The 16,878-nt window shown below is 72.3% G+C and carries 17 protein-coding genes and 1 pseudogene; 10 read left to right on the top strand and 8 right to left on the bottom strand.

Translation table 11 applies throughout. The features are described from left to right. The first annotated feature begins 92 nt into the window (after positions 1 to 92). A complete protein-coding gene (locus tag H299_RS0108135) occupies positions 93 to 950 on the top strand; it encodes a protein phosphatase 2C domain-containing protein (RefSeq protein ID WP_027748016.1) in 858 nt (285 codons plus the stop codon). Between the two features lie 100 nt (positions 951 to 1,050). Here H299_RS0108135 and H299_RS0108130 read toward each other — a convergent pair whose 3' ends face one another. Next, complete coding sequence (locus tag H299_RS0108130; RefSeq protein WP_037758306.1) at positions 1,051 to 1,515, bottom strand: MarR family transcriptional regulator; 465 nt, start codon at positions 1,513 to 1,515, stop codon at positions 1,051 to 1,053. A gap of 312 nt (positions 1,516 to 1,827) precedes the next feature. Here H299_RS0108130 and H299_RS0108125 point away from each other — a divergent pair, with 312 nt between their 5' ends. After that, entirely contained in the window at positions 1,828 to 2,706 is an 879-nt protein-coding gene (locus H299_RS0108125; protein ID WP_027748014.1) for a lysozyme, read from the top strand. A gap of 68 nt (positions 2,707 to 2,774) precedes the next feature. Here H299_RS0108125 and H299_RS40305 read toward each other — a convergent pair whose 3' ends face one another. The 6 genes and pseudogenes from H299_RS40305 to H299_RS38995 form a co-directional block, all read right to left on the bottom strand. Next, complete coding sequence (locus H299_RS40305; protein ID WP_486587207.1) at positions 2,775 to 2,945, bottom strand: DUF7848 domain-containing protein; 171 nt, start codon at positions 2,943 to 2,945, stop codon at positions 2,775 to 2,777. Then, positions 2,906 to 3,085: pseudogene (locus tag H299_RS40300) on the bottom strand (DUF6415 family natural product biosynthesis protein); the annotation flags it as partial. The pseudogene H299_RS40300 and the gene H299_RS40305, both read right to left, overlap by 40 nt. Positions 3,086 to 3,144: 59 nt before the next feature. Further along, positions 3,145 to 3,324 carry a hypothetical protein gene (locus H299_RS37455; RefSeq protein WP_051262223.1) on the bottom strand — a complete coding sequence of 60 codons (180 nt, stop codon included), beginning with the start codon at positions 3,322 to 3,324 and terminating at the stop codon, positions 3,145 to 3,147. A 41-nt stretch (positions 3,325 to 3,365) separates the two neighbouring features. Continuing rightward, entirely contained in the window at positions 3,366 to 3,614 is a 249-nt protein-coding gene (locus H299_RS39875; protein ID WP_199782418.1) for a hypothetical protein, read from the bottom strand. Positions 3,615 to 3,727: 113 nt separating this feature from the next. Beyond that, the gene (locus H299_RS40295; protein ID WP_486587206.1) at positions 3,728 to 4,735 is read right to left on the bottom strand and encodes an XRE family transcriptional regulator; all 1,008 of its coding nucleotides are present in this window, start codon (positions 4,733 to 4,735) and stop codon (positions 3,728 to 3,730) included. Next, positions 4,617 to 4,922 carry a helix-turn-helix domain-containing protein gene (locus H299_RS38995; protein WP_106965747.1) on the bottom strand — a complete coding sequence of 102 codons (306 nt, stop codon included), beginning with the start codon at positions 4,920 to 4,922 and terminating at the stop codon, positions 4,617 to 4,619. The genes H299_RS40295 and H299_RS38995 overlap by 119 nt, the downstream gene beginning before the upstream one ends. A gap of 166 nt (positions 4,923 to 5,088) precedes the next feature. On the opposite strand from H299_RS38995, the gene H299_RS39525 reads away from it, so the two are divergent. From H299_RS39525 to H299_RS0108095, 3 genes are all read left to right on the top strand, one after another. Further along, complete coding sequence (locus H299_RS39525; protein ID WP_158692288.1) at positions 5,089 to 5,292, top strand: hypothetical protein; 204 nt, start codon at positions 5,089 to 5,091, stop codon at positions 5,290 to 5,292. Beyond that, positions 5,289 to 5,831 (top strand): DapH/DapD/GlmU-related protein, encoded by a 543-nt coding sequence (locus H299_RS0108100; protein WP_027748012.1) that lies wholly within the window; start codon positions 5,289 to 5,291, stop codon positions 5,829 to 5,831. Before H299_RS39525 ends, H299_RS0108100 begins: the two co-directional genes overlap by 4 nt. Positions 5,832 to 5,900: 69 nt before the next feature. Further along, the gene (locus H299_RS0108095) at positions 5,901 to 6,509 is read left to right on the top strand and encodes an AAA family ATPase (protein ID WP_078512549.1); all 609 of its coding nucleotides are present in this window, start codon (positions 5,901 to 5,903) and stop codon (positions 6,507 to 6,509) included. A 90-nt stretch (positions 6,510 to 6,599) separates the two neighbouring features. Here the strand turns inward: H299_RS0108095 and lon are convergent, their stop codons facing one another. Further along, the gene (gene lon / locus H299_RS0108090; RefSeq protein ID WP_027748010.1) at positions 6,600 to 9,011 is read right to left on the bottom strand and encodes an endopeptidase La; all 2,412 of its coding nucleotides are present in this window, start codon (positions 9,009 to 9,011) and stop codon (positions 6,600 to 6,602) included. A gap of 128 nt (positions 9,012 to 9,139) precedes the next feature. On the opposite strand from lon, the gene H299_RS37450 reads away from it, so the two are divergent. From H299_RS37450 to H299_RS0108065, 5 genes are all read left to right on the top strand, one after another. Then, positions 9,140 to 9,766, top strand: a complete 627-nt coding sequence (locus H299_RS37450) for a hypothetical protein (protein ID WP_027748009.1) — start codon at positions 9,140 to 9,142, stop codon at positions 9,764 to 9,766. Further along, on the top strand, positions 9,763 to 10,587 hold the full coding sequence (locus tag H299_RS0108080) for a class I SAM-dependent methyltransferase (RefSeq protein WP_051262222.1): 825 nt from the start codon (positions 9,763 to 9,765) through the stop codon (positions 10,585 to 10,587). Before H299_RS37450 ends, H299_RS0108080 begins: the two co-directional genes overlap by 4 nt. A gap of 80 nt (positions 10,588 to 10,667) precedes the next feature. Further along, positions 10,668 to 11,507 (top strand): response regulator transcription factor, encoded by an 840-nt coding sequence (locus tag H299_RS32815; protein ID WP_486587186.1) that lies wholly within the window; start codon positions 10,668 to 10,670, stop codon positions 11,505 to 11,507. 6 nt (positions 11,508 to 11,513) lie between these two features. Further along, on the top strand, positions 11,514 to 12,623 hold the full coding sequence (locus tag H299_RS0108070; RefSeq protein WP_051262221.1) for a sensor histidine kinase: 1,110 nt from the start codon (positions 11,514 to 11,516) through the stop codon (positions 12,621 to 12,623). 237 nt (positions 12,624 to 12,860) lie between these two features. Beyond that, the gene (locus H299_RS0108065; protein ID WP_027748006.1) at positions 12,861 to 16,772 is read left to right on the top strand and encodes a multifunctional oxoglutarate decarboxylase/oxoglutarate dehydrogenase thiamine pyrophosphate-binding subunit/dihydrolipoyllysine-residue succinyltransferase subunit; all 3,912 of its coding nucleotides are present in this window, start codon (positions 12,861 to 12,863) and stop codon (positions 16,770 to 16,772) included. Positions 16,773 to 16,878 lie beyond the last annotated feature (106 nt).

Raw genomic sequence — 16,878 nt, 5'->3', positions numbered from 1 at the left:
GCGCACAGGCCCGCGCACCGCCCCGACCTGCTGGTCCGGTCCAACTCGACGGCGGCGGCCGGTCCCGCGACCGGCTCCGGCAGACTTGCCCCATGCGCATCGAGATGGCGAGCGAACCGGGCGACCCCCAACGCCCCAACGAGGACTACACATCGGTGGCACTTCCCGCCTCCGGTACGGGCGGGACCCTGGTGGTCCTCGACGGCGTGACGCCGCCCCCGGGCGAGGACGGCTGCCTGCACGGCGTGCCCTGGTTCACCGCCCGGCTCGGCGGCGGGCTGCTCGAACTGTGCGCCTCCCGCCGCGATCTGGCGCTGTCCCACTGCCTGGCCGAGGCCCTCGCCCGCACGGCCGACGCACACCGTCCCACCTGTGACCTTTCTCACCCACGCACTCCGCAGGCGACGGTCGTCGCCGCACGCTGGGACGACGAGACGATCGAACACCTGGTGCTCTCCGACTCCACGCTGCTGCTGGAGCACACGACCGGAGCGGTGACACCCGTGGTCGACCCCCGGCTGGACGAACTGCCGCCGCGGGTACGCGCGCTGCGCGACGAGGTGCGCGCCCTCCCCCGCGGTTCGGCCGAGCGGGCGGCGGCCGGGGAGACGTACGGGCGCACGGTGGAGGCGCTGCGCAACGCGCCGGAGGGCGAGGGCTTCTACACCGCCGCCGCGGACCCGGAGGTCGCCGCGTACGCCGTCACGGGCAGCACGCCGCGCGCGGGGATCGCGGCGCTGCTGGGCGTCACCGACGGCGCGAGCCGCTGGACGGAGGTCTTCCGGCTCGGCGACTGGGCCGCGCTGGCCTCCCTCGTGCGCAAGGAGGGGCCGCACGCGCTGATCTCCCGCGTACGGGCGGCCGAGTCGGCGGACCCGGACCGGCTGGCCTTCCCGCGCGGCAAGCGGCACGACGACGCGACGGCGGTCCTGGCGGAGCTGACGCCTTAGCGGCGGGCCCGGCTCGGCCGGGGCGTCGGCGGCGTGCCCGCCCCGGCGCCGATGCACCGGCCGACGCCCCGCCCCGGCACCGCTCAGACCCCGGCACCGCTCATTCCTCGGCGCCGCCCGGCCCGTTGAGCCGGTGCAGCAGGCGCGCCAGCTCCGCGATCTCGCCCCGCTCCCAGGCCGCCAGCTTGCGGCGGTACTCGGCCCGCCGCGCGCTGCGCACCCGGTTGAACCGCTCGCGGCCCACCTCGGCCAGCTCGACCAGCGACGCGCGCCCGTCGGCCGGGTCCTTGGAGCGGGTCACCAGGCCGAGGCCCTCCAGGGCGGCAAGCTGGCGGCTCATGGTCGCCTTGCCCACCCCGAAGTAGGCCGCCAGGTCGGTCGCCCGCTGCGCACCGGCGTCCTCCAGCCGCACCAGCAGGCCGTACGCGGCAGGCTCCAGGTCCGGGTGGACCTCGCGGGCCATCTCCCCCGAGGTCGCGCGGGCGCGGCGCAGGAAGACCGTCAACTCGCGTTCGAGGTCGAGGAACTCGGGTCCGTACGCGCTGTCCCCGGCTCCGTCGCGGATGCCACCGCCCGGGCTCTCCTGGTGGTCCACACCACTGTGCGGGCCCGGCGACGCGCCCTCCTCGGTTACGGGCTCGTGCACGTCAGCACCCCCTCCGGCTTTCTCCGACAGGAAAGTTTCTGCCAGCGACGGCGATCGTCGCAGTTGGGCCAGTATTTCGCAGGAGTAGACCAACGGCGTCACCCCGTACCCTTCCGTCCGCCTGGTCTACGCGCGTATCTTCTCTCCTGACATGCTCACACCATGTGATCACGTCAGCGAGGCAGCCCCCCACTCTGTCCCCCCACCCCACTGAGGTCTTCGGAGGCAGCGATGCCCAGCAACAGATCCCGTACCACCCGACGCCTGCGCGCAACCGCGACCGCGGCCGGAATGCTCCTCTCCTCACTCGCGCTCGTCCTCGCCCTGCCCGGAGCGGCGTCCGCCGCGCCGGGTTCCGGGAGCGGCAGCGAGAGCGGCGAGAGCAGGAGCACGGTCGAGCGCGGCGACGCGTGGATGGGCATGACCGTCGAGGAACACGAGGGCGGCGACCCGTACGACGGGCCCCCCAAGGGCCTCGCGGCGAGCGTGGAGGGCGTGGACGTCTCCAGCCACCAGGGGAACGTCAACTGGAACACCCTGTGGAACAGCGGAGTCCGCTGGGCGTACGTGAAGGCGACCGAGAGCACCTCCTACAAGAACCCGTACTTCGCCCAGCAGTACAACGGGTCGTACAACGTCGGCATGATCCGCGGCGCGTACCACTTCGCGACCCCGAACACCTCCAGCGGCGCCACCCAGGCCAACTACTTCGCCAGCAACGGCGGCGGCTGGTCCAAGGACGGCAAGACCCTGCCGGGCGTCCTGGACATCGAGTACAACCCGTACGGCTCGACCTGCTACGGCAAGAGCCAGTCCGCGATGGTCAGCTGGATTCGCGACTTCACCACCACCTACAAGGCCCGTACCGGCCGCGACGCGGTGATCTACACGACCACCAACTGGTGGAGCCAGTGCACGGGCAACAACAGCAGCTTCGGCAAGACCAACCCGCTGTGGATAGCCCGCTACGCCTCCTCCCCCGGCACCCTGCCGAACGGCTGGGGCTTCTACACCTTCTGGCAGTACACCTCCACCGGTCCGACCGTCGGTGACCACAACGTCTTCAACGGCGCCTACGACCGGCTGAAGGTCCTCGCCAACAACGGCTGACCCAGCCGCGCACCGGACCCGGGGCGGTCCCCTCCACCAGGGCGGGAGGGGACCGCTCCGCCACCGCGTCAGCCGCCCGCGTCCTCCCGGACCACGGAGGCGCGCCAGGGACGGCGGATGATCTCGCGGTAGGCGGTGTGGGCGGGCAGGCGCCGGGCGTGGTGCAGCATCCAGCGCTCCGCCGCCCGGAACTCCCCAGGAGGCGGCGCACCGCGTCCAGCCGTGCGCGGCGCTGCCACGACAGCGGACTGGCGTGCCACAACTCCCCGACGGCCGCCTCGGCCGCAGGCAGCAGCGCCCGCACGTGACCGCGCAACTCCGCCTGCACCGGCCCCAGATCGGGACACCCCGGCGACGCGAGGAGGGCCAGCGCCCGCATGACCGCCACCCGCACCGCCTCGGCGTCCACGGGCGCGCCCGCGACCTCACCGGGTGCGGTCACGAGGCGGCCTCTCCGCCGAAGGCGGAGCCGTCGGCGCGGCTGAGCGCCTCGCGCAGCGGGGCGGCGCCGGTCAGCAGCCGTCCCGGCAGCGGCGGTACCGCCCAGTACGGGCCGAGACCTCGGGTGCGGTGCCCCGGCGGCACGGCCAGGTACGAGGAGCCCCCGAGGACCGCCACGCGCGGCAACGGCGCCCAGGCGTCGGCCGTACCGACGGGAGTCAGCCAGTACAGGACCCGCGACCACGGACCACTGCCCCGCTGGCACCGCCCAGCAGCGCCAACGCCCGGTCCCCCAGCCAGGCGGGGGCCTTGACCGCATCCCACGCCACACCGGCCCGCTCCACCTCGATCTCCGGCCCGGCAGGCGGAAACCAGGGCCGGGGCGGCGGCGTCCCCCCGGCAGCGGCAGCGGCCAACTCGGCACGACGGGCACGGGACTGGACGGTACGGCGGCAGGTGGTGGCCATGTCGACTCCAGGTGACAGAGGGTGTGTTGACCGTCACAGCGTGCCCGCCCGGAACCCCTCCCTCGTTGACAGGGAGGCAACATCGGAAGCATTGACAGAGAGTGCCCCGAGTGTTACACACCGCTCCACTGGGCGAACGTGCGCACCCGAGGCGGGGTCTGCCCGCGAGCCCGGAGGAGCACGCCCATCGTCAGCCTCGTCGTCGCGTGATACCGCGTCTGCAACGGAGACACCCGCCGGGCTCGCTCCAGAGCGGTGATCGCCTCGTCGCGCCGCGCCGTGAGAGCGAGCGAGCGCGCGTAGTCGATCCAGAACTGCCCCGACCGCGCGGCCGAATATCCGGCGGGGAGACGCACCTCGGACGCCAACTGCACGGCCCTGCCGTGCTCGTCGTGATCGCCCGCTGCGGCCACCACGTGCTGGGCGACGTTCGTCGGCCCGAACGCGAGCATGTAGCAGTCCGTTTCGCCCAGCTCCTCCGCGAGAACCCGCGCCTCATCGAACCACTCGTCGGCGTCCTGCCCGCCGGTGCGGAGCGCCGTCAGCTGCCCGCCCTTCAACAGCAGGCCACCGCGCATGGCACGCGTCTCCGTCGTCCCGTCGCTCTCCAGATCCCGCAGCCCCTGGCGCACCAGCCGCAAGCCCTGCTCCAGCGCAGGCCCCTCCGCCGAGAGCTGAGCGCGCTTCAACCGCTCCGCTGCGACCTGCCGGGGGTCGCCGCTCTGCGGCGCGGCCATGGCCATGCGCGAGAGCGCGAGGCGCGCCAGGTCCATGTACCCGAACTTGTAGGCCACCGAGAACGCTCCGATCGCCGCCTCCGCCTGGAGCCAATGCGCCCGCTCCCGGTCACGGCCCGGCGAGGCATGCAGGAGCACCGCGCAGGAGGTCTCCGCAAGCAGCGCCGGGGTCTCCTGCGCGAGGGTGGCGTACTCGGAGACGGCACGTAGCTGCCGTGCGCGCTCGATCGCCGCTTCCAGCTCCGGCAGCGGGCGCGGCGGCGGATCATCGTCGTCGGGCATGATGCCCCAGTCGTCGAGCGCGTTGGACAGCGGCGCGATCAGCCGGTCCATCTGGTCCCGGCGCAGCTGCTCCATGTAGGGCTGGCCGTGCAGGACGTGCACGCTCACGCTGAGAGCACGGGCCGTGGCGGCGATGATCTGGCCGCTGGGGACCCTGTCGCCGTTCTCGATGCGAGAGCATCGAGGGGGACACGTGGGCGCGATGGGCGAGTTCGCGGAGTGAGTAGCCACGGAGGCCGCGGATCTCCTGAATGCGCGTGCCGATGTGCGTGCCGGTGCTGTCAGGCATCCTGGTGCTCCGTTCTGAACGCGACACCCAGAACGGTACGCCCGGCACACACCCGACGGTAGCGAGCGACTTCCGCCCGGCGGCGCCGCCAACTCACGTCGATCAGCGCTCGTCGGGGCCGAAAACGCGATGCGAACCGTATCGGCCGGCCCCTAGAGTGGCGCGCATGCCGATGACCGCCTCGCCCTCGTCCGCGTGCCCTGCGTGGAATGTGCGGGTGCACACGGACCGGCGGTCCCCGCTGGGGGCGCCGGACCAGCTCTTCGAGCGGCTGGTCCCGAGGGTGCGCGACGGCTTCGGACTCGTCGGCGTGGACGGCTGCCCGCCGGTCCTGGCCATCGAGCTGCCGCGAACCAGCCGACCGTCATGACCGGTGAGCGCCTCATGCTCATCCAGAGCGACGAGTTCCGAGCGATGGCCGAGCGGGTGCTGCGGACCTTCGAGCTGACGTCCCGCCTGAACGCCCTGCCCTTCGACGACGAGGCGGGCAAGGCGGAGCTGTTCGAGCAGATCCTCGGCAGACCGCTGCCGCCGCGCGTGACGATCCACCCGCCGTTCTTCACCGACCATGGACTCCGTCTCGACCTGGCCGAGCGCGTCTTCGTCAACCAGAACTGCACGTTCCTGGACTACGCCGGTATCCGGCTCGGTGAGCGCGTGCTGGTGGGCCCGAACGTCACGTTCCTCACCAGCGGGCACCCGGTCGATCCCGAGGAGCGGCGGCTGTACCTCACCGGCGCGCCCATCGACGTGGCGGAGAACGTGTGGATCGGCGCCGGTGCCACGATCCTGCCCGGCGTCACCATCGGCCGGGACGCCGTGATCGCCGCCGGCGCGGTCGTGGCCGACGACGTGCCGCCCGCCAGCCTGGTCACTGGCTCCAAAGCCACCGTGCACCGGCGGTGGTGACGTGCCGACCGGGCCGCCGACACCTCCCACCACCGCCCGCAACCAACCATCCCGTACAGAAGGAACACGATGAACAACAGCCCCACGGCGTCGTCGAGCACGGACGAGCACGGCCGTCCCGAGTTCCCTCAGCGCGAACAGGCGATCATCCTCATCACCGGCATCCAGGCTTCCGGGAAGTCGACGGTCGCGCAGGCACTGGCCGAGCGGCTGGCGTGCTCCGTGCACGTGCGCGGGGACCAGTTCCGCCGCATGGTGGTCAACGGCCGCGCCGACATGTCCGCCGAGCCCAGTGACGAGGCCGTCCGCCAATTGCGGCTCCGTCACCAGCTGACCGCGACCACCTGCGACGACTACTTCCGAGCCGGCTTCACCGTGGTCGCACAGGACGTCATCCTGGGCGAGCACCTGGCCCAGACCGTCGCGCAGATCCACAGCACTCCGCTGCTGGTCGTCGTCCTCGCGCCGGAACCCGAAGCCGTCCTGGAGCGCGAGGCCGTCAGGGCCAAGAACGCCTACGACACGCTGACCGTCCACGGTCTCGACAAGGTCCTGCGCGAGGAGACCGCACACCTCGGCCTCTGGATCGACACCTCGTCCCAGACTCCCGCCGAGACCGTGGACGAGATCCTTGCCCGCGCCTGGACCGAGGCCCGCGTCGGGGAGCCGCGAAGCTGATCGAGCAGGCAGCGCGCCGCCCCCGCCCGGCAGTGGTGACGGCCTCCCTCCCCCACCGGGGTGAGGAAGGGAGGCCGCCCGGGAGGCCCGTCAGGCCGCGACGGGGAGGTGCACGGATGCGGACGCCGGGGTCAGCGCCAGCTCCAGCACCCGGCGTACGTCGGAGACCGCGTGGACCTCCAGGCCCGCGAGCACGTCCGCCGGTACGTCGTCCAGGTCCGGCTCGTTCCGCTTGGGGATGATCACCGTGCTCACCCCGGCCCGGTGCGCCGCCAGCAGCTTCTGCTTCACGCCGCCCACCGGCAGCACCCGCCCGGTCAGCGAGACCTCACCCGTCATGGCCACGTCCGTACGCACCTGACGGCCGCTCAGCAGCGAGGCCAGCGCGGTGGTCATGGTGACGCCCGCGCTCGGACCGTCCTTGGGCACCGCGCCCGCCGGCACGTGCAGGTGGACGCCGCGCTCCTTGAGGTCGGCCACCGGCAGCTCCAGTTCGGCGCCGCGCGAGCGCAGGTAGGAGAGCGCGATGTGCGCGGACTCCTTCATGACGTCGCCCAGCTGGCCGGTGAGCGTCAGCCCACTGCCGCCCGTCTCGGGATCGGCGAGGGACGCCTCGACGAACAGCACGTCGCCGCCCGCGCCCGTGACCGCCAGTCCGGTGGCCACACCGGGGACGGCCGTGCGCCGCTCGGCCGGGTCCTGCGCCAACTCGGGCGTGTGGTGCGGGCGTCCGATGAGGTCGCGCAGCGCGTCCGGGTCGACCGTGAACGGCAGTTCCCGCTCGCCCAGTTCGTGTTCGGCGGCCACCTTGCGCAGCACCCGGGCGACGGCACGCTCCAGGCTCCGTACGCCCGCCTCGCGGGTGTACTCACCCGCCAGCTTGCGCAGCGCGGCCTCGTTCAGCGTGACCTCGTCGGCGCCCAGCCCGGCCCGCTCCAGTTGGCGGCCCAGCAGGTGGTCCCGGGCGATGGTGACCTTCTCGTCCTCGGTGTAGCCGTCCAGCCGGACGACCTCCATGCGGTCCAGCAGCGCCTCGGGGATGGCCTCCAGGACGTTGGCGGTGGCCAGGAAGACCACGTCGGACAGGTCGAGTTCAACCTCCAGGTAGTGGTCGCGGAAGGTGTGGTTCTGCGCCGGGTCCAGGACTTCGAGCAGCCCGGCGGCCGGGTCGCCGCGGAAGTCCGAGCCGAGCTTGTCGATCTCGTCCAGCAGCACGACCGGGTTCATCGAACCGGCCTCCTTGACCGCCCGCACGATCCGGCCCGGCAGCGCCCCGACGTAGGTGCGCCGGTGGCCGCGGATCTCCGCCTCGTCCCGTACGCCGCCGAGCGCGACGCGGACGAACTTGCGCCCCATCGCGCGGGCCACCGACTCGCCGAGCGAGGTCTTGCCGACGCCGGGCGGCCCCACCAGGGCCAGCACCGCGCCACCGCGACGGCCGCCGATGACGCCCAGCCCGCGGTCGGCGCGCCGCTTGCGCACCGCCAGGTACTCGGTGATCCGCTCCTTGACGTCCTCCAGCCCGGCGTGGTCCGCGTCCAGCACGCCCTTGGCACCGGCGATGTCGTACGCGTCGTCCGTCCGCTCGTTCCACGGCATCTCCAGCACCGTGTCCAGCCAGGTGCGAATCCAGCTGCCCTCGGGGCTCTGGTCGGAGGAGCGCTCCAGCTTGTCGACCTCCTTGAGGGCGGCCTTGCGCACGTCCTCGGGCAGCGCGGCGGCCTCCACCCTGGCGCGGTAGTCCTCGCCCTCGTCCTCGGGGTCGCCGTTCAGCTCGGACAGCTCCTTGCGCACGGCCTCCAGCTGGCGCCGCAGCAGGAACTCGCGCTGCTGCTTGTCCACGCCCTCCTGCACGTCCTTGGCGATCGACTCGGCGACCTCCTGCTCGGCCAGGTGCTCGCGCAGCGACTCGACGGCGAACCGCAGCCGCTCCACCGGGTCGAGGGTCTCCAGCAACCGCACCTTCTGGGCGACGGAGAGGAAGGGCGAGTATCCGGCGTTGTCGGCGAGCTGCGCGACGTCGTCGATCTGCTGCACCCGGTCCACGACCTCCCAGGCGCCGCGCTTGCGCAGCCAGCTGGTGGCGAGGGCCTTGTACTCCTTGACCAGTTCGGCGACGGCGCCGGGCGCGGGGGCGGTCTCGCCCGCCGCGGCTTCGGTGACCTCGGTGCCCGCCACCCACAGCGCGGCGCCGGGACCGGTGGTGCCCGAGCCGATACGGACCCGGCGCAGGGCCCGGATGAGCGCGCCCGGGTCGCCGTCGGCGAGGCGTCCGACCTGCTCGACCCGGCCGAGTACACCGATGCCCGCGTAACTGCCGTCGATCCGGGGCACCAGCAGCACCTCGGGCTTCCTGCCGTCCGGCGCGGCGGCCTGTGCGGCCTCCACCGCGGCGCGCACCTCGGTGTCGGACAGGTCCAGGGGCACCACCATGCCCGGCAGCACCACCTCGTCGGCGAGCGGCAGCACCGGCAGGGTGAGCGATGAAGACGTCGAAGCCATGATCTCTCCCTAAGCAGCCAAGTTGAGCTATGTCGACTCAATGCTCGGAAGAGGGTCGGATGTTCCCCGCCGGAGCGAATTCTGCTGTTCGCTCTCAGCGATCAGGGCGAACGGGCGATACTTCCCGTATGCCGCAGCCCGTCGCGCCCTTCACCGCGCCCACCCGCCGCGCGGCCCTGGCACCTCTGGCCGCTCTGCTGCTCGCCGCCACCGGGGCGGGCTGCTCGCGGGGCGGACCGGGGGCGCGCTCCGAGACGACGGCCGACGGGGGACCGTCCGCGTCACGCACCGGTCCCGCCACCGGCCGGCCGACAGACGCACCGGGCGGCACCGCGACGGGGGCTCCGCCCGTACAACCCACCGGGGCGCCCGCGTCATCCCGCCCGGGGGCGCCGGGGCAGGCGCCAGGACCGGCCGAGCTGGTCTCGCTGCGCGTCACCGGCGGCTACGCCGGGGTCGACCGGCGCATCAGCGTCCGCACGGACGGCACGTACACCGCCGTCCCGCACCGCGCCGAGAGCCGTGAGGGACGCCTGCCGCGCCCCCGGGTGGAGCGGCTGCGGCGCCTGCTGGCCGAGGCCCGGCTCGGCGGGCGGCCACCGCGCGCGGTCGACCCTCGCCTCCGCGACCAGCTCCGCTACCGCGTCGCTTACCGTGAGCACGTCGTCCTCACCGACCTGTCCGACCCGGTGAGACCACTGGCTGAGGCGATCGACCTGCTGGAGCGGGCGATCGGAGGAGGGAAGAGCGCGTGACCGCGCCGGAAGGGCTCACCGAGCCCGCAGAAGCCACCGCAGCCCCCCGCGACGCACCGGCGGGGACTGCCCCCGCCGCCCCCGAGGACACGGCCGTGCTCGACCGCCGGGAGGGCCCGTACGGCGAGGTGGTGCTGCGCCGCCAAGGCGGACTGCTGCAGATCATCGCCAACGGCTGCTTCCTGATGGACACCTCCGACGGCCGCTCGGAGCGGCTGCTCGTACGGGCCGCACTCGCCGAGTGGGCGGCCGGTCGCCCCGGCGGCGGCGCCCGCGGCGCGGGGCGCCCGAGCCTGCTGGTCGGCGGGCTGGGCGTCGGCTTCTCGCTGTGCGAGGCGGCGGCCGAGCCGCGCTGGGGGCGGATCACCGTCGTCGAGCGCGAGGAGGCGATCATCGACTGGCACCGGGACGGCCCGCTCGCGGCGCTGACCGCGCACGCCCTCGCCGACGCGCGCTGCACGCTGCTGCACACCGACCTCGTGTCCTGGATGTACGGGGCGGGAGCGGCACGTGCAGCACGTGACCCGCGTGAAGCGGGCGGCACAGCCGGTGAACGCTTCGACGTGCTCTGCCTCGACATCGACAACGGCCCCGACTGGACGGTCACCGACGGCAACCGCTCCCTCTACTCCCCCGCCGGGCTGGCCGCCTGCCGGACCCGCCTCACACCCGGCGGCGTACTCGCGGTCTGGTCCGCGCGGCACTCCGCCGACTTCGAGGACGCGTTGCGGGTTGCCGGATTCGACCGGGTCCGTACGGAAGAGATCCCAGTCGTCCGGGGCGTCCCCGACGTGGTGCACTTCGCGACGAGACCGGCGTAGCCGCAGCGCACGCAAGGCCCTTACGCTGCTGCCAGCACGTAACACTTCAATGCCACGGGGCAACGCAGGGGCGGCACCGAATGGACCAGACCAACAACTCATCCACGCACGGCGGTCACGCCGGAGCGACCACCCCGGGCGCCCAACGTCGCGTCCTGGTCGTCGAGGACGACCCGACCATCGTGGACGCCATCGCGGTGCGGCTGCGCGCCGAGGGATTCCAGGTGCAGACGGCGGGCGACGGCCCCGCGGCGGTGGAGACCGCCGAGACCTGGCAGCCCGACCTCCTCGTCCTGGACGTCATGCTGCCCGGCTTCGACGGCCTGGAGGTGTGCCGCCGGGTGCAGGCCCAGCGCCCGCTGCCGGTGCTGATGCTCACCGCCCGTGACGACGAGACCGACATGCTGGTCGGGCTCGGGGTCGGCGCGGACGACTACATGACGAAGCCGTTCTCGATGCGCGAGCTGGCCGCCCGCGTGCACGTGCTGCTGCGCCGCGTGGAGCGGGCGGCGCTGGCCGCGCACACCCCGCGCAGCGGGACGCTGCGGCTCGGCGAGCTGGAGATCGACCACGCCCAGCGCCGCGTCCGGGTCTCCGGCGACGACGTGCACCTGACCCCCACCGAGTTCGACCTGCTGGTGTGTCTGGCGCACTCGCCGCGCGCGGTGCTCTCCCGCGAGCAGCTGCTCGCGGAGGTGTGGGACTGGGCGGACGCCTCGGGCACCCGTACGGTCGACAGCCACATCAAGGCGCTGCGCCGGAAGATCGGCGCCGAGCGCATCCGTACGGTGCACGGGGTGGGGTACGCGCTGGAGACCCCGGCGCCCCTGGCCCCGGCGGCGGGCCACCAGGCGCCCGCACAGCCCGGCTCACCCGCCGCGTCCGGCTCGCCCGTGATCCCCGCCGCCGACGGAGCGTGACCTGCGGTGACACGACGGGCTCCGCGCCTGCACCGCGCCTGGAGCCGCTTCTGGGCGCAGACCTGGGAGGGCCTGCGCCCGCTGGATCCGTACCGCTCGGTCAAGGCGGCGCTCGGGGCGCTGGTGATCGTCTCGGTGGTGATCACGACGCTGCTGGCGCTCTTCGCGGTCCACTCGGAGACCGAGCTGCGGGTGATCACGATCCTGTCGATCATCGTGTCCCTGCTGATCACGCAGTTCGTCGCCCAGTCGCTCACCGCACCGCTGGACGAGATGACGGAGGCGGCCTGGGCCATGGCGCAGGGCGACTACACCCGCCGGGTGCGCGGCGGGCGGCGGGACGAGTTCGGCGAGCTGGCGGTCACCTTCAACCGGATGGCCGCCGACCTGGAGGCCGTGGACCGGCACCGCAAGGAGCTGGTGGCCAACGTCTCGCACGAGCTGCGCACGCCGATCGCCGGGCTGCGTGCCGTCCTGGAGAACGTCGTCGACGGCGTCTCCGAGGCCGACCCGGAGACGATGCGCACGGCGCTCCACCAGACCCAGCGCCTGGGCAAGCTGGTCGAGCACCTGCTCGACCTCTCCCGGCTGGACAGCGGGGTGGTGCCGCTGCACTCGCGGAGCTTCGAGGTGTGGCCCTACCTGGCGGGTGTGCTCAAGGAGGCCAACATGAGCAAGGGCCAGGGGCACGCGCGCACGGACGTGCACCTGCACCTGGACGTCTCCCCGCCGGAGCTGACCGCGCACGCGGACGCGGAGCGGCTGCACCAGGTCGTCGCCAACCTGATCGACAACGCGGTCAAGCACAGCCCGCCGCACGGCCGGGTGACGGTGCGGGCGCGGCCCGGCGGCGCCCCGCAGAGCCTGGAGGTCGAGGTGACCGACGAGGGTCCGGGCATCCCCGAGGACGAGCGCGACCGGGTCTTCGAGCGGTTCAGCCGGGCGACGAGCGCGGGCCCGGGGGGCTCACAGCCGGGCGACGGGGGCACGGGGCTGGGGCTGGCCATCGCCCGCTGGGCGGTCGACCTCCACGGCGGCCGGATAAGGGTGGCCGAATCCCCGCGCGGCTGCCGGATACAGGTCACCCTCCCGGGTCAGGCGCGCACAGGCGGTTGACGGGAGCGGGCGCGCCGACCGGCGCGGACGCCGCCGGTGACGCCGCAGAGCGGCCGTCAGTTCCGGTAAAGGCGCAGAACATCGTGTGTTTCCCGCCAAATCCTGCCCCGAAACCAGGCTTCTGATGTGACTTGCGCGACGTCAAGGCCGCCCGGACTGCACCGACCGGCCATGAAGGCGTAGCCTTTGCTTCCGCTGTCCACCATCTTTAGGAAGCGGAAGAGGGCGGTTGTCGCCGTGTCGTCACAGTCCCCCAATAGCTCGAGCATTTCGACCGATCAGGACGGTGAGGGGAAGCACCCCACCGCCGCGTTCGGCCCCAACGAATGGCTCGTCGACGAGATCTACCAGCAGTACCTCCAGGACCCGAACTCGGTCGACCGAGCCTGGTGGGACTTCTTCGCGGATTACAAGCCGGGTCCCGCCGGGGGGAGCCCCAAGGGCGAGGGCCATCCGGACGGCGCGCCCGGCGCGCAGGCCGACGGCGTGAGCAGCGGTACGCCCGCGGCGTCCGCCCCGCCCGCCGTACCGCAGACGGCGGGCCCGGTGGACGGCAAGGCCGCACCGGCTCCGCCCACCGCGGGGGGCCAGGCGGCTGCTGGCACCGCTCCGGCCGCCGCCGGCGCGCCGCAGGCCGCGGTCACCACCGCCCCCGCGAAGCCCGCACCGCAGGCGAAGCCCGCGGCGCCGGCCAAGCCGGCGGCTGAGGCCGAGGCCGCACCGGCTCCGGCCCCGGCTCCGGCGAAGCCCGCCGCACCGGCGAAGCCCGCCGAGGGCGAGGGCGGCCCGGAGTACGTCGCGCTGCGCGGCCCCTCCGCCGCCGTCGCGAAGAACATGAACGCCTCGCTGGATCTCCCCACCGCCACCTCGGTGCGCGCGATCCCGGTGAAGCTGCTCATCGACAACCGCATCGTCATCAACAACCACCTCAAGCGCGCCCGCGGCGGCAAGGTGTCCTTCACGCACCTCATCGGCTACGCCATGGTGCAGGCGCTGAAGGCGATGCCCTCGATGAACCACTCGTTCACCGAGAAGGACGGCAAGCCCACCCTGGTCAAGCCGGACCACATCAACCTCGGGCTCGCCATCGACCTGGTCAAGCCGAACGGCGACCGCCAGCTGGTGGTCGCCGCGATCAAGAAGGCGGAGACGCTCTCCTTCTTCGAGTTCTGGCAGGCGTACGAGGACATCGTCCGGCGGGCCCGCAGCAACAAGCTGACGATGGACGACTTCACCGGCGTGACCGCGTCGCTGACCAACCCCGGCGGCATCGGCACCGTGCACTCGGTGCCCCGCCTCATGCCCGGCCAGGGCCTGATCGTGGGCGTCGGCGCGATGGAATACCCGGCGGAGTTCCAGGGCACCGCGCAGGACACCCTGCACCGCCTGGGCATCTCCAAGGTCATGACGCTGACCAGCACCTACGACCACCGGGTCATCCAGGGCGCCGCCTCGGGCGAGTTCCTGCGGGTCATGCACCAGATGCTGCTGGGCGAGAGCGAGTTCTACGACGAGATCTTCGAGGCGCTGCGCATCCCCTACGAGCCGGTCCGCTGGCTCAAGGACATCGACGTCAGCCATGACGACGACGTCACCAAGGCCGCCCGGGTGTTCGACCTGATCCATTCCTACCGGGTGCGCGGCCACGTCATGGCCGACACCGACCCGCTGGAGTACAAGCAGCGCAAGCACCCCGACCTGGACATCACCGAGCACGGGCTCACCCTGTGGGACCTGGAGCGGGAGTTCGCGGTCGGCGGTTTCGCGGGCCGCACCATGGCCAAGCTGCGCGAGATCCTGGGCGTGCTGCGCGACTCGTACTGCCGCACCACCGGCATCGAGTACATGCACATCCAGAGCCCCAAGGAACGCAAGTGGATTCAGGACCGCGTCGAGCGGCCCCACGCGTCACCGGAACGTGAGGAGCAGCTGCGCATCCTGCGCAGGCTGAACGCCGCCGAGGCGTTCGAGACGTTCCTCCAGACCAAGTACGTGGGCCAGAAGCGCTTCTCGCTGGAGGGCGGCGAGTCGGTCATCCCGCTGCTGGACGCGGTGATCGACGCGGCGGCCGAGGCGCGGCTGGACGAGGCCGTGCTCGGCATGGCCCACCGCGGGCGGCTCAACGTGCTGGCCAACATTGTCGGCAAGTCGTACGCCCAGATCTTCCGGGAGTTCGAGGGCAACCTCGACCCGAAGTCGATGCACGGCTCCGGCGACGTGAAGTACCACCTGGGCAACGAGGGCCTCTTCACCGGCCTGGACGGCGAGCAGATCAAGGTCTCGCTCACCGCCAACCCCTCCCACCTGGAGGCCGTCGACCCGGTCGTCGAGGGTGTCGCGCGCGCCAAGCAGGACATCATCGGCAAGGGCGGCACGGACTTCACGGTGCTGCCGATCCAGGTGCACGGCGACGCGGCGTTCGCGGGCCAGGGCGTGGTGGCCGAGACGCTGAACATGTCGCAGCTGCGCGGCTACCGCTGCGGCGGCACCGTGCACATCGTGATCAACAACCAGGTCGGCTTCACCGCGGCGCCGGAGTCGGCCCGTTCGTCGATGTACTGCACCGACGTGGCGCGGATGATCGAGGCACCGATCTTCCACGTGAACGGCGACGACCCGGAGGCCGTGGTCCGGGTGGCCCGGCTGGCGTTCGAGTACCGGCAGGCGTTCAACAAGGACGTCGTGATCGACCTGATCTGCTACCGCCGCCGCGGTCACAACGAGATGGACAACCCCAAGTTCACCCAACCGGTGATGTACAGCCTGATCGACAAGAAGCGCTCGGTGCGCAAGCTGTACACCGAGTCGCTGATCGGCCGGGGCGACATCACCATGGAGGAGGCGGAGCAGGCGCTCCAGGACTTCCAGGGGCAGCTGGAGAAGGTCTTCACCGAGGTCCGGGACGCGACGACGCAGATGCCCGCGTCCGACGCCCCGAACCCGACGGCCGAGTTCCCCGTCGCGATGGACACCGGCGTGAGCCAGGAGGTCGTCAAGCGGATCGCCGAGTCCCAGGTCAACATCCCCGACCGGATCAAGGTCCACCCCCGGCTGATGCCGCAGCTCCAGCGGCGCGCGGCACAGGTCGAGGAAGGCACGATCGACTGGGCGACGGGCGAGATGCTCGCCTTCGGCTCCCTCCTGATGGAGGGCACCCCGGTCCGGCTGGCCGGCCAGGACTCCCGGCGTGGCACCTTCGGCCAGCGGCACGCGGTGCTGGTCGACGGCGACACCGGCGAGGACTACACGCCGCTGCTCTACCTCTCCCAGGACCAGGCCCGCTTCAACGCCTACGACTCGCTGCTGAGCGAGTACGCGGCGATGGGCTTCGAGTACGGCTACTCGCTGGCCCGGCCCGAGGCGCTGGTCATGTGGGAAGCGCAGTTCGGCGACTTCGTCAACGGCGCGCAGACGGTGGTGGACGAGTTCATCAGCTCGGCCGAGCAGAAGTGGGCCCAGACCTCCGGGGTCACCCTGCTGCTGCCGCACGGCTACGAGGGCCAGGGCCCGGACCACTCCTCGGCCCGGATCGAGCGCTTCCTCCAGCTGTGCGCGCAGAACAACATGACGGTCGCCATGCCGTCGCTGCCGTCGAACTACTTCCACCTGCTGCGCTGGCAGGTGCACAACCCGCACCACAAGCCGCTCATCATCTTCACCCCGAAGTCGATGCTCCGGCTCAAGGCGGCGACCTCCACCGCGGAGGAGTTCACCAGCGGCGGCTTCCGCCCGGTCATCGGCGACGACACGGTCGACCCGGAGCAGGTCCGCAAGGTCGTCTTCTGCACCGGCAAGGTCTACTACGACCTGGACGCCGAGCGGCAGAAGCGCGGTCTCAAGGACACCGCCCTGGTGCGCATCGAGCGGCTCTACCCGCTGCCGGGCAAGGAGATCCAGGCCACGCTGGCGCCGTACACCAAGGCGCAGAAGTACGTGTGGGCGCAGGAGGAGCCGGCCAACCAGGGCGCGTGGCCGTTCATCGCGCTCAACCTGGTCGACCACCTGGACCTGATCATCGGGGCGGCGCCCGACAACGCGGACCGGCTGCGCCGGGTATCGCGCTCGTCGTCCTCCTCGCCCGCCGTCGGCTCCGGCAAGCGGCACGCGGAGGAGCAGCAGCAGCTGTGCAACGAGGTCTTCGACCTCTGACGGACGGCACCCGCCCGCGCTCGCGCGGGTTCGCACGACGCGGCGGCGGCACCGGGAAGGTGCCGCCGCCGCGGTGCGTGCGGCCGGGCCCCGACCGGGCCCCTCG

It is taken from the genome of Streptomyces sp. CNH287, from assembly GCF_000424825.1.
Note: the sequence above shows the minus strand (reverse complement) of the source record. Positions and strands in the feature narration are given on the sequence as shown.

Coding starts and splice junctions, on each gene's coding strand:
- H299_RS0108135 (WP_027748016.1), top strand. CDS start 93: ATGCGCATCGAGATGGCGAGCGAACCGGGCGACCCCCAACGCCCCAAC.
- H299_RS0108125 (WP_027748014.1), top strand. CDS start 1,828: ATGCCCAGCAACAGATCCCGTACCACCCGACGCCTGCGCGCAACCGCG.
- H299_RS39875 (WP_199782418.1), bottom strand. CDS start 3,614: ATGGCCACCACCTGCCGCCGTACCGTCCAGTCCCGTGCCCGTCGTGCC.
- H299_RS38995 (WP_106965747.1), bottom strand. CDS start 4,922: ATGCCTGACAGCACCGGCACGCACATCGGCACGCGCATTCAGGAGATC.
- H299_RS39525 (WP_158692288.1), top strand. CDS start 5,089: ATGCCGATGACCGCCTCGCCCTCGTCCGCGTGCCCTGCGTGGAATGTG.
- H299_RS0108100 (WP_027748012.1), top strand. CDS start 5,289: ATGACCGGTGAGCGCCTCATGCTCATCCAGAGCGACGAGTTCCGAGCG.
- H299_RS0108095 (WP_078512549.1), top strand. CDS start 5,901: ATGAACAACAGCCCCACGGCGTCGTCGAGCACGGACGAGCACGGCCGT.
- lon (WP_027748010.1), bottom strand. CDS start 9,011: ATGGCTTCGACGTCTTCATCGCTCACCCTGCCGGTGCTGCCGCTCGCC.
- H299_RS37450 (WP_027748009.1), top strand. CDS start 9,140: ATGCCGCAGCCCGTCGCGCCCTTCACCGCGCCCACCCGCCGCGCGGCC.
- H299_RS32815 (WP_486587186.1), top strand. CDS start 10,668: ATGGACCAGACCAACAACTCATCCACGCACGGCGGTCACGCCGGAGCG.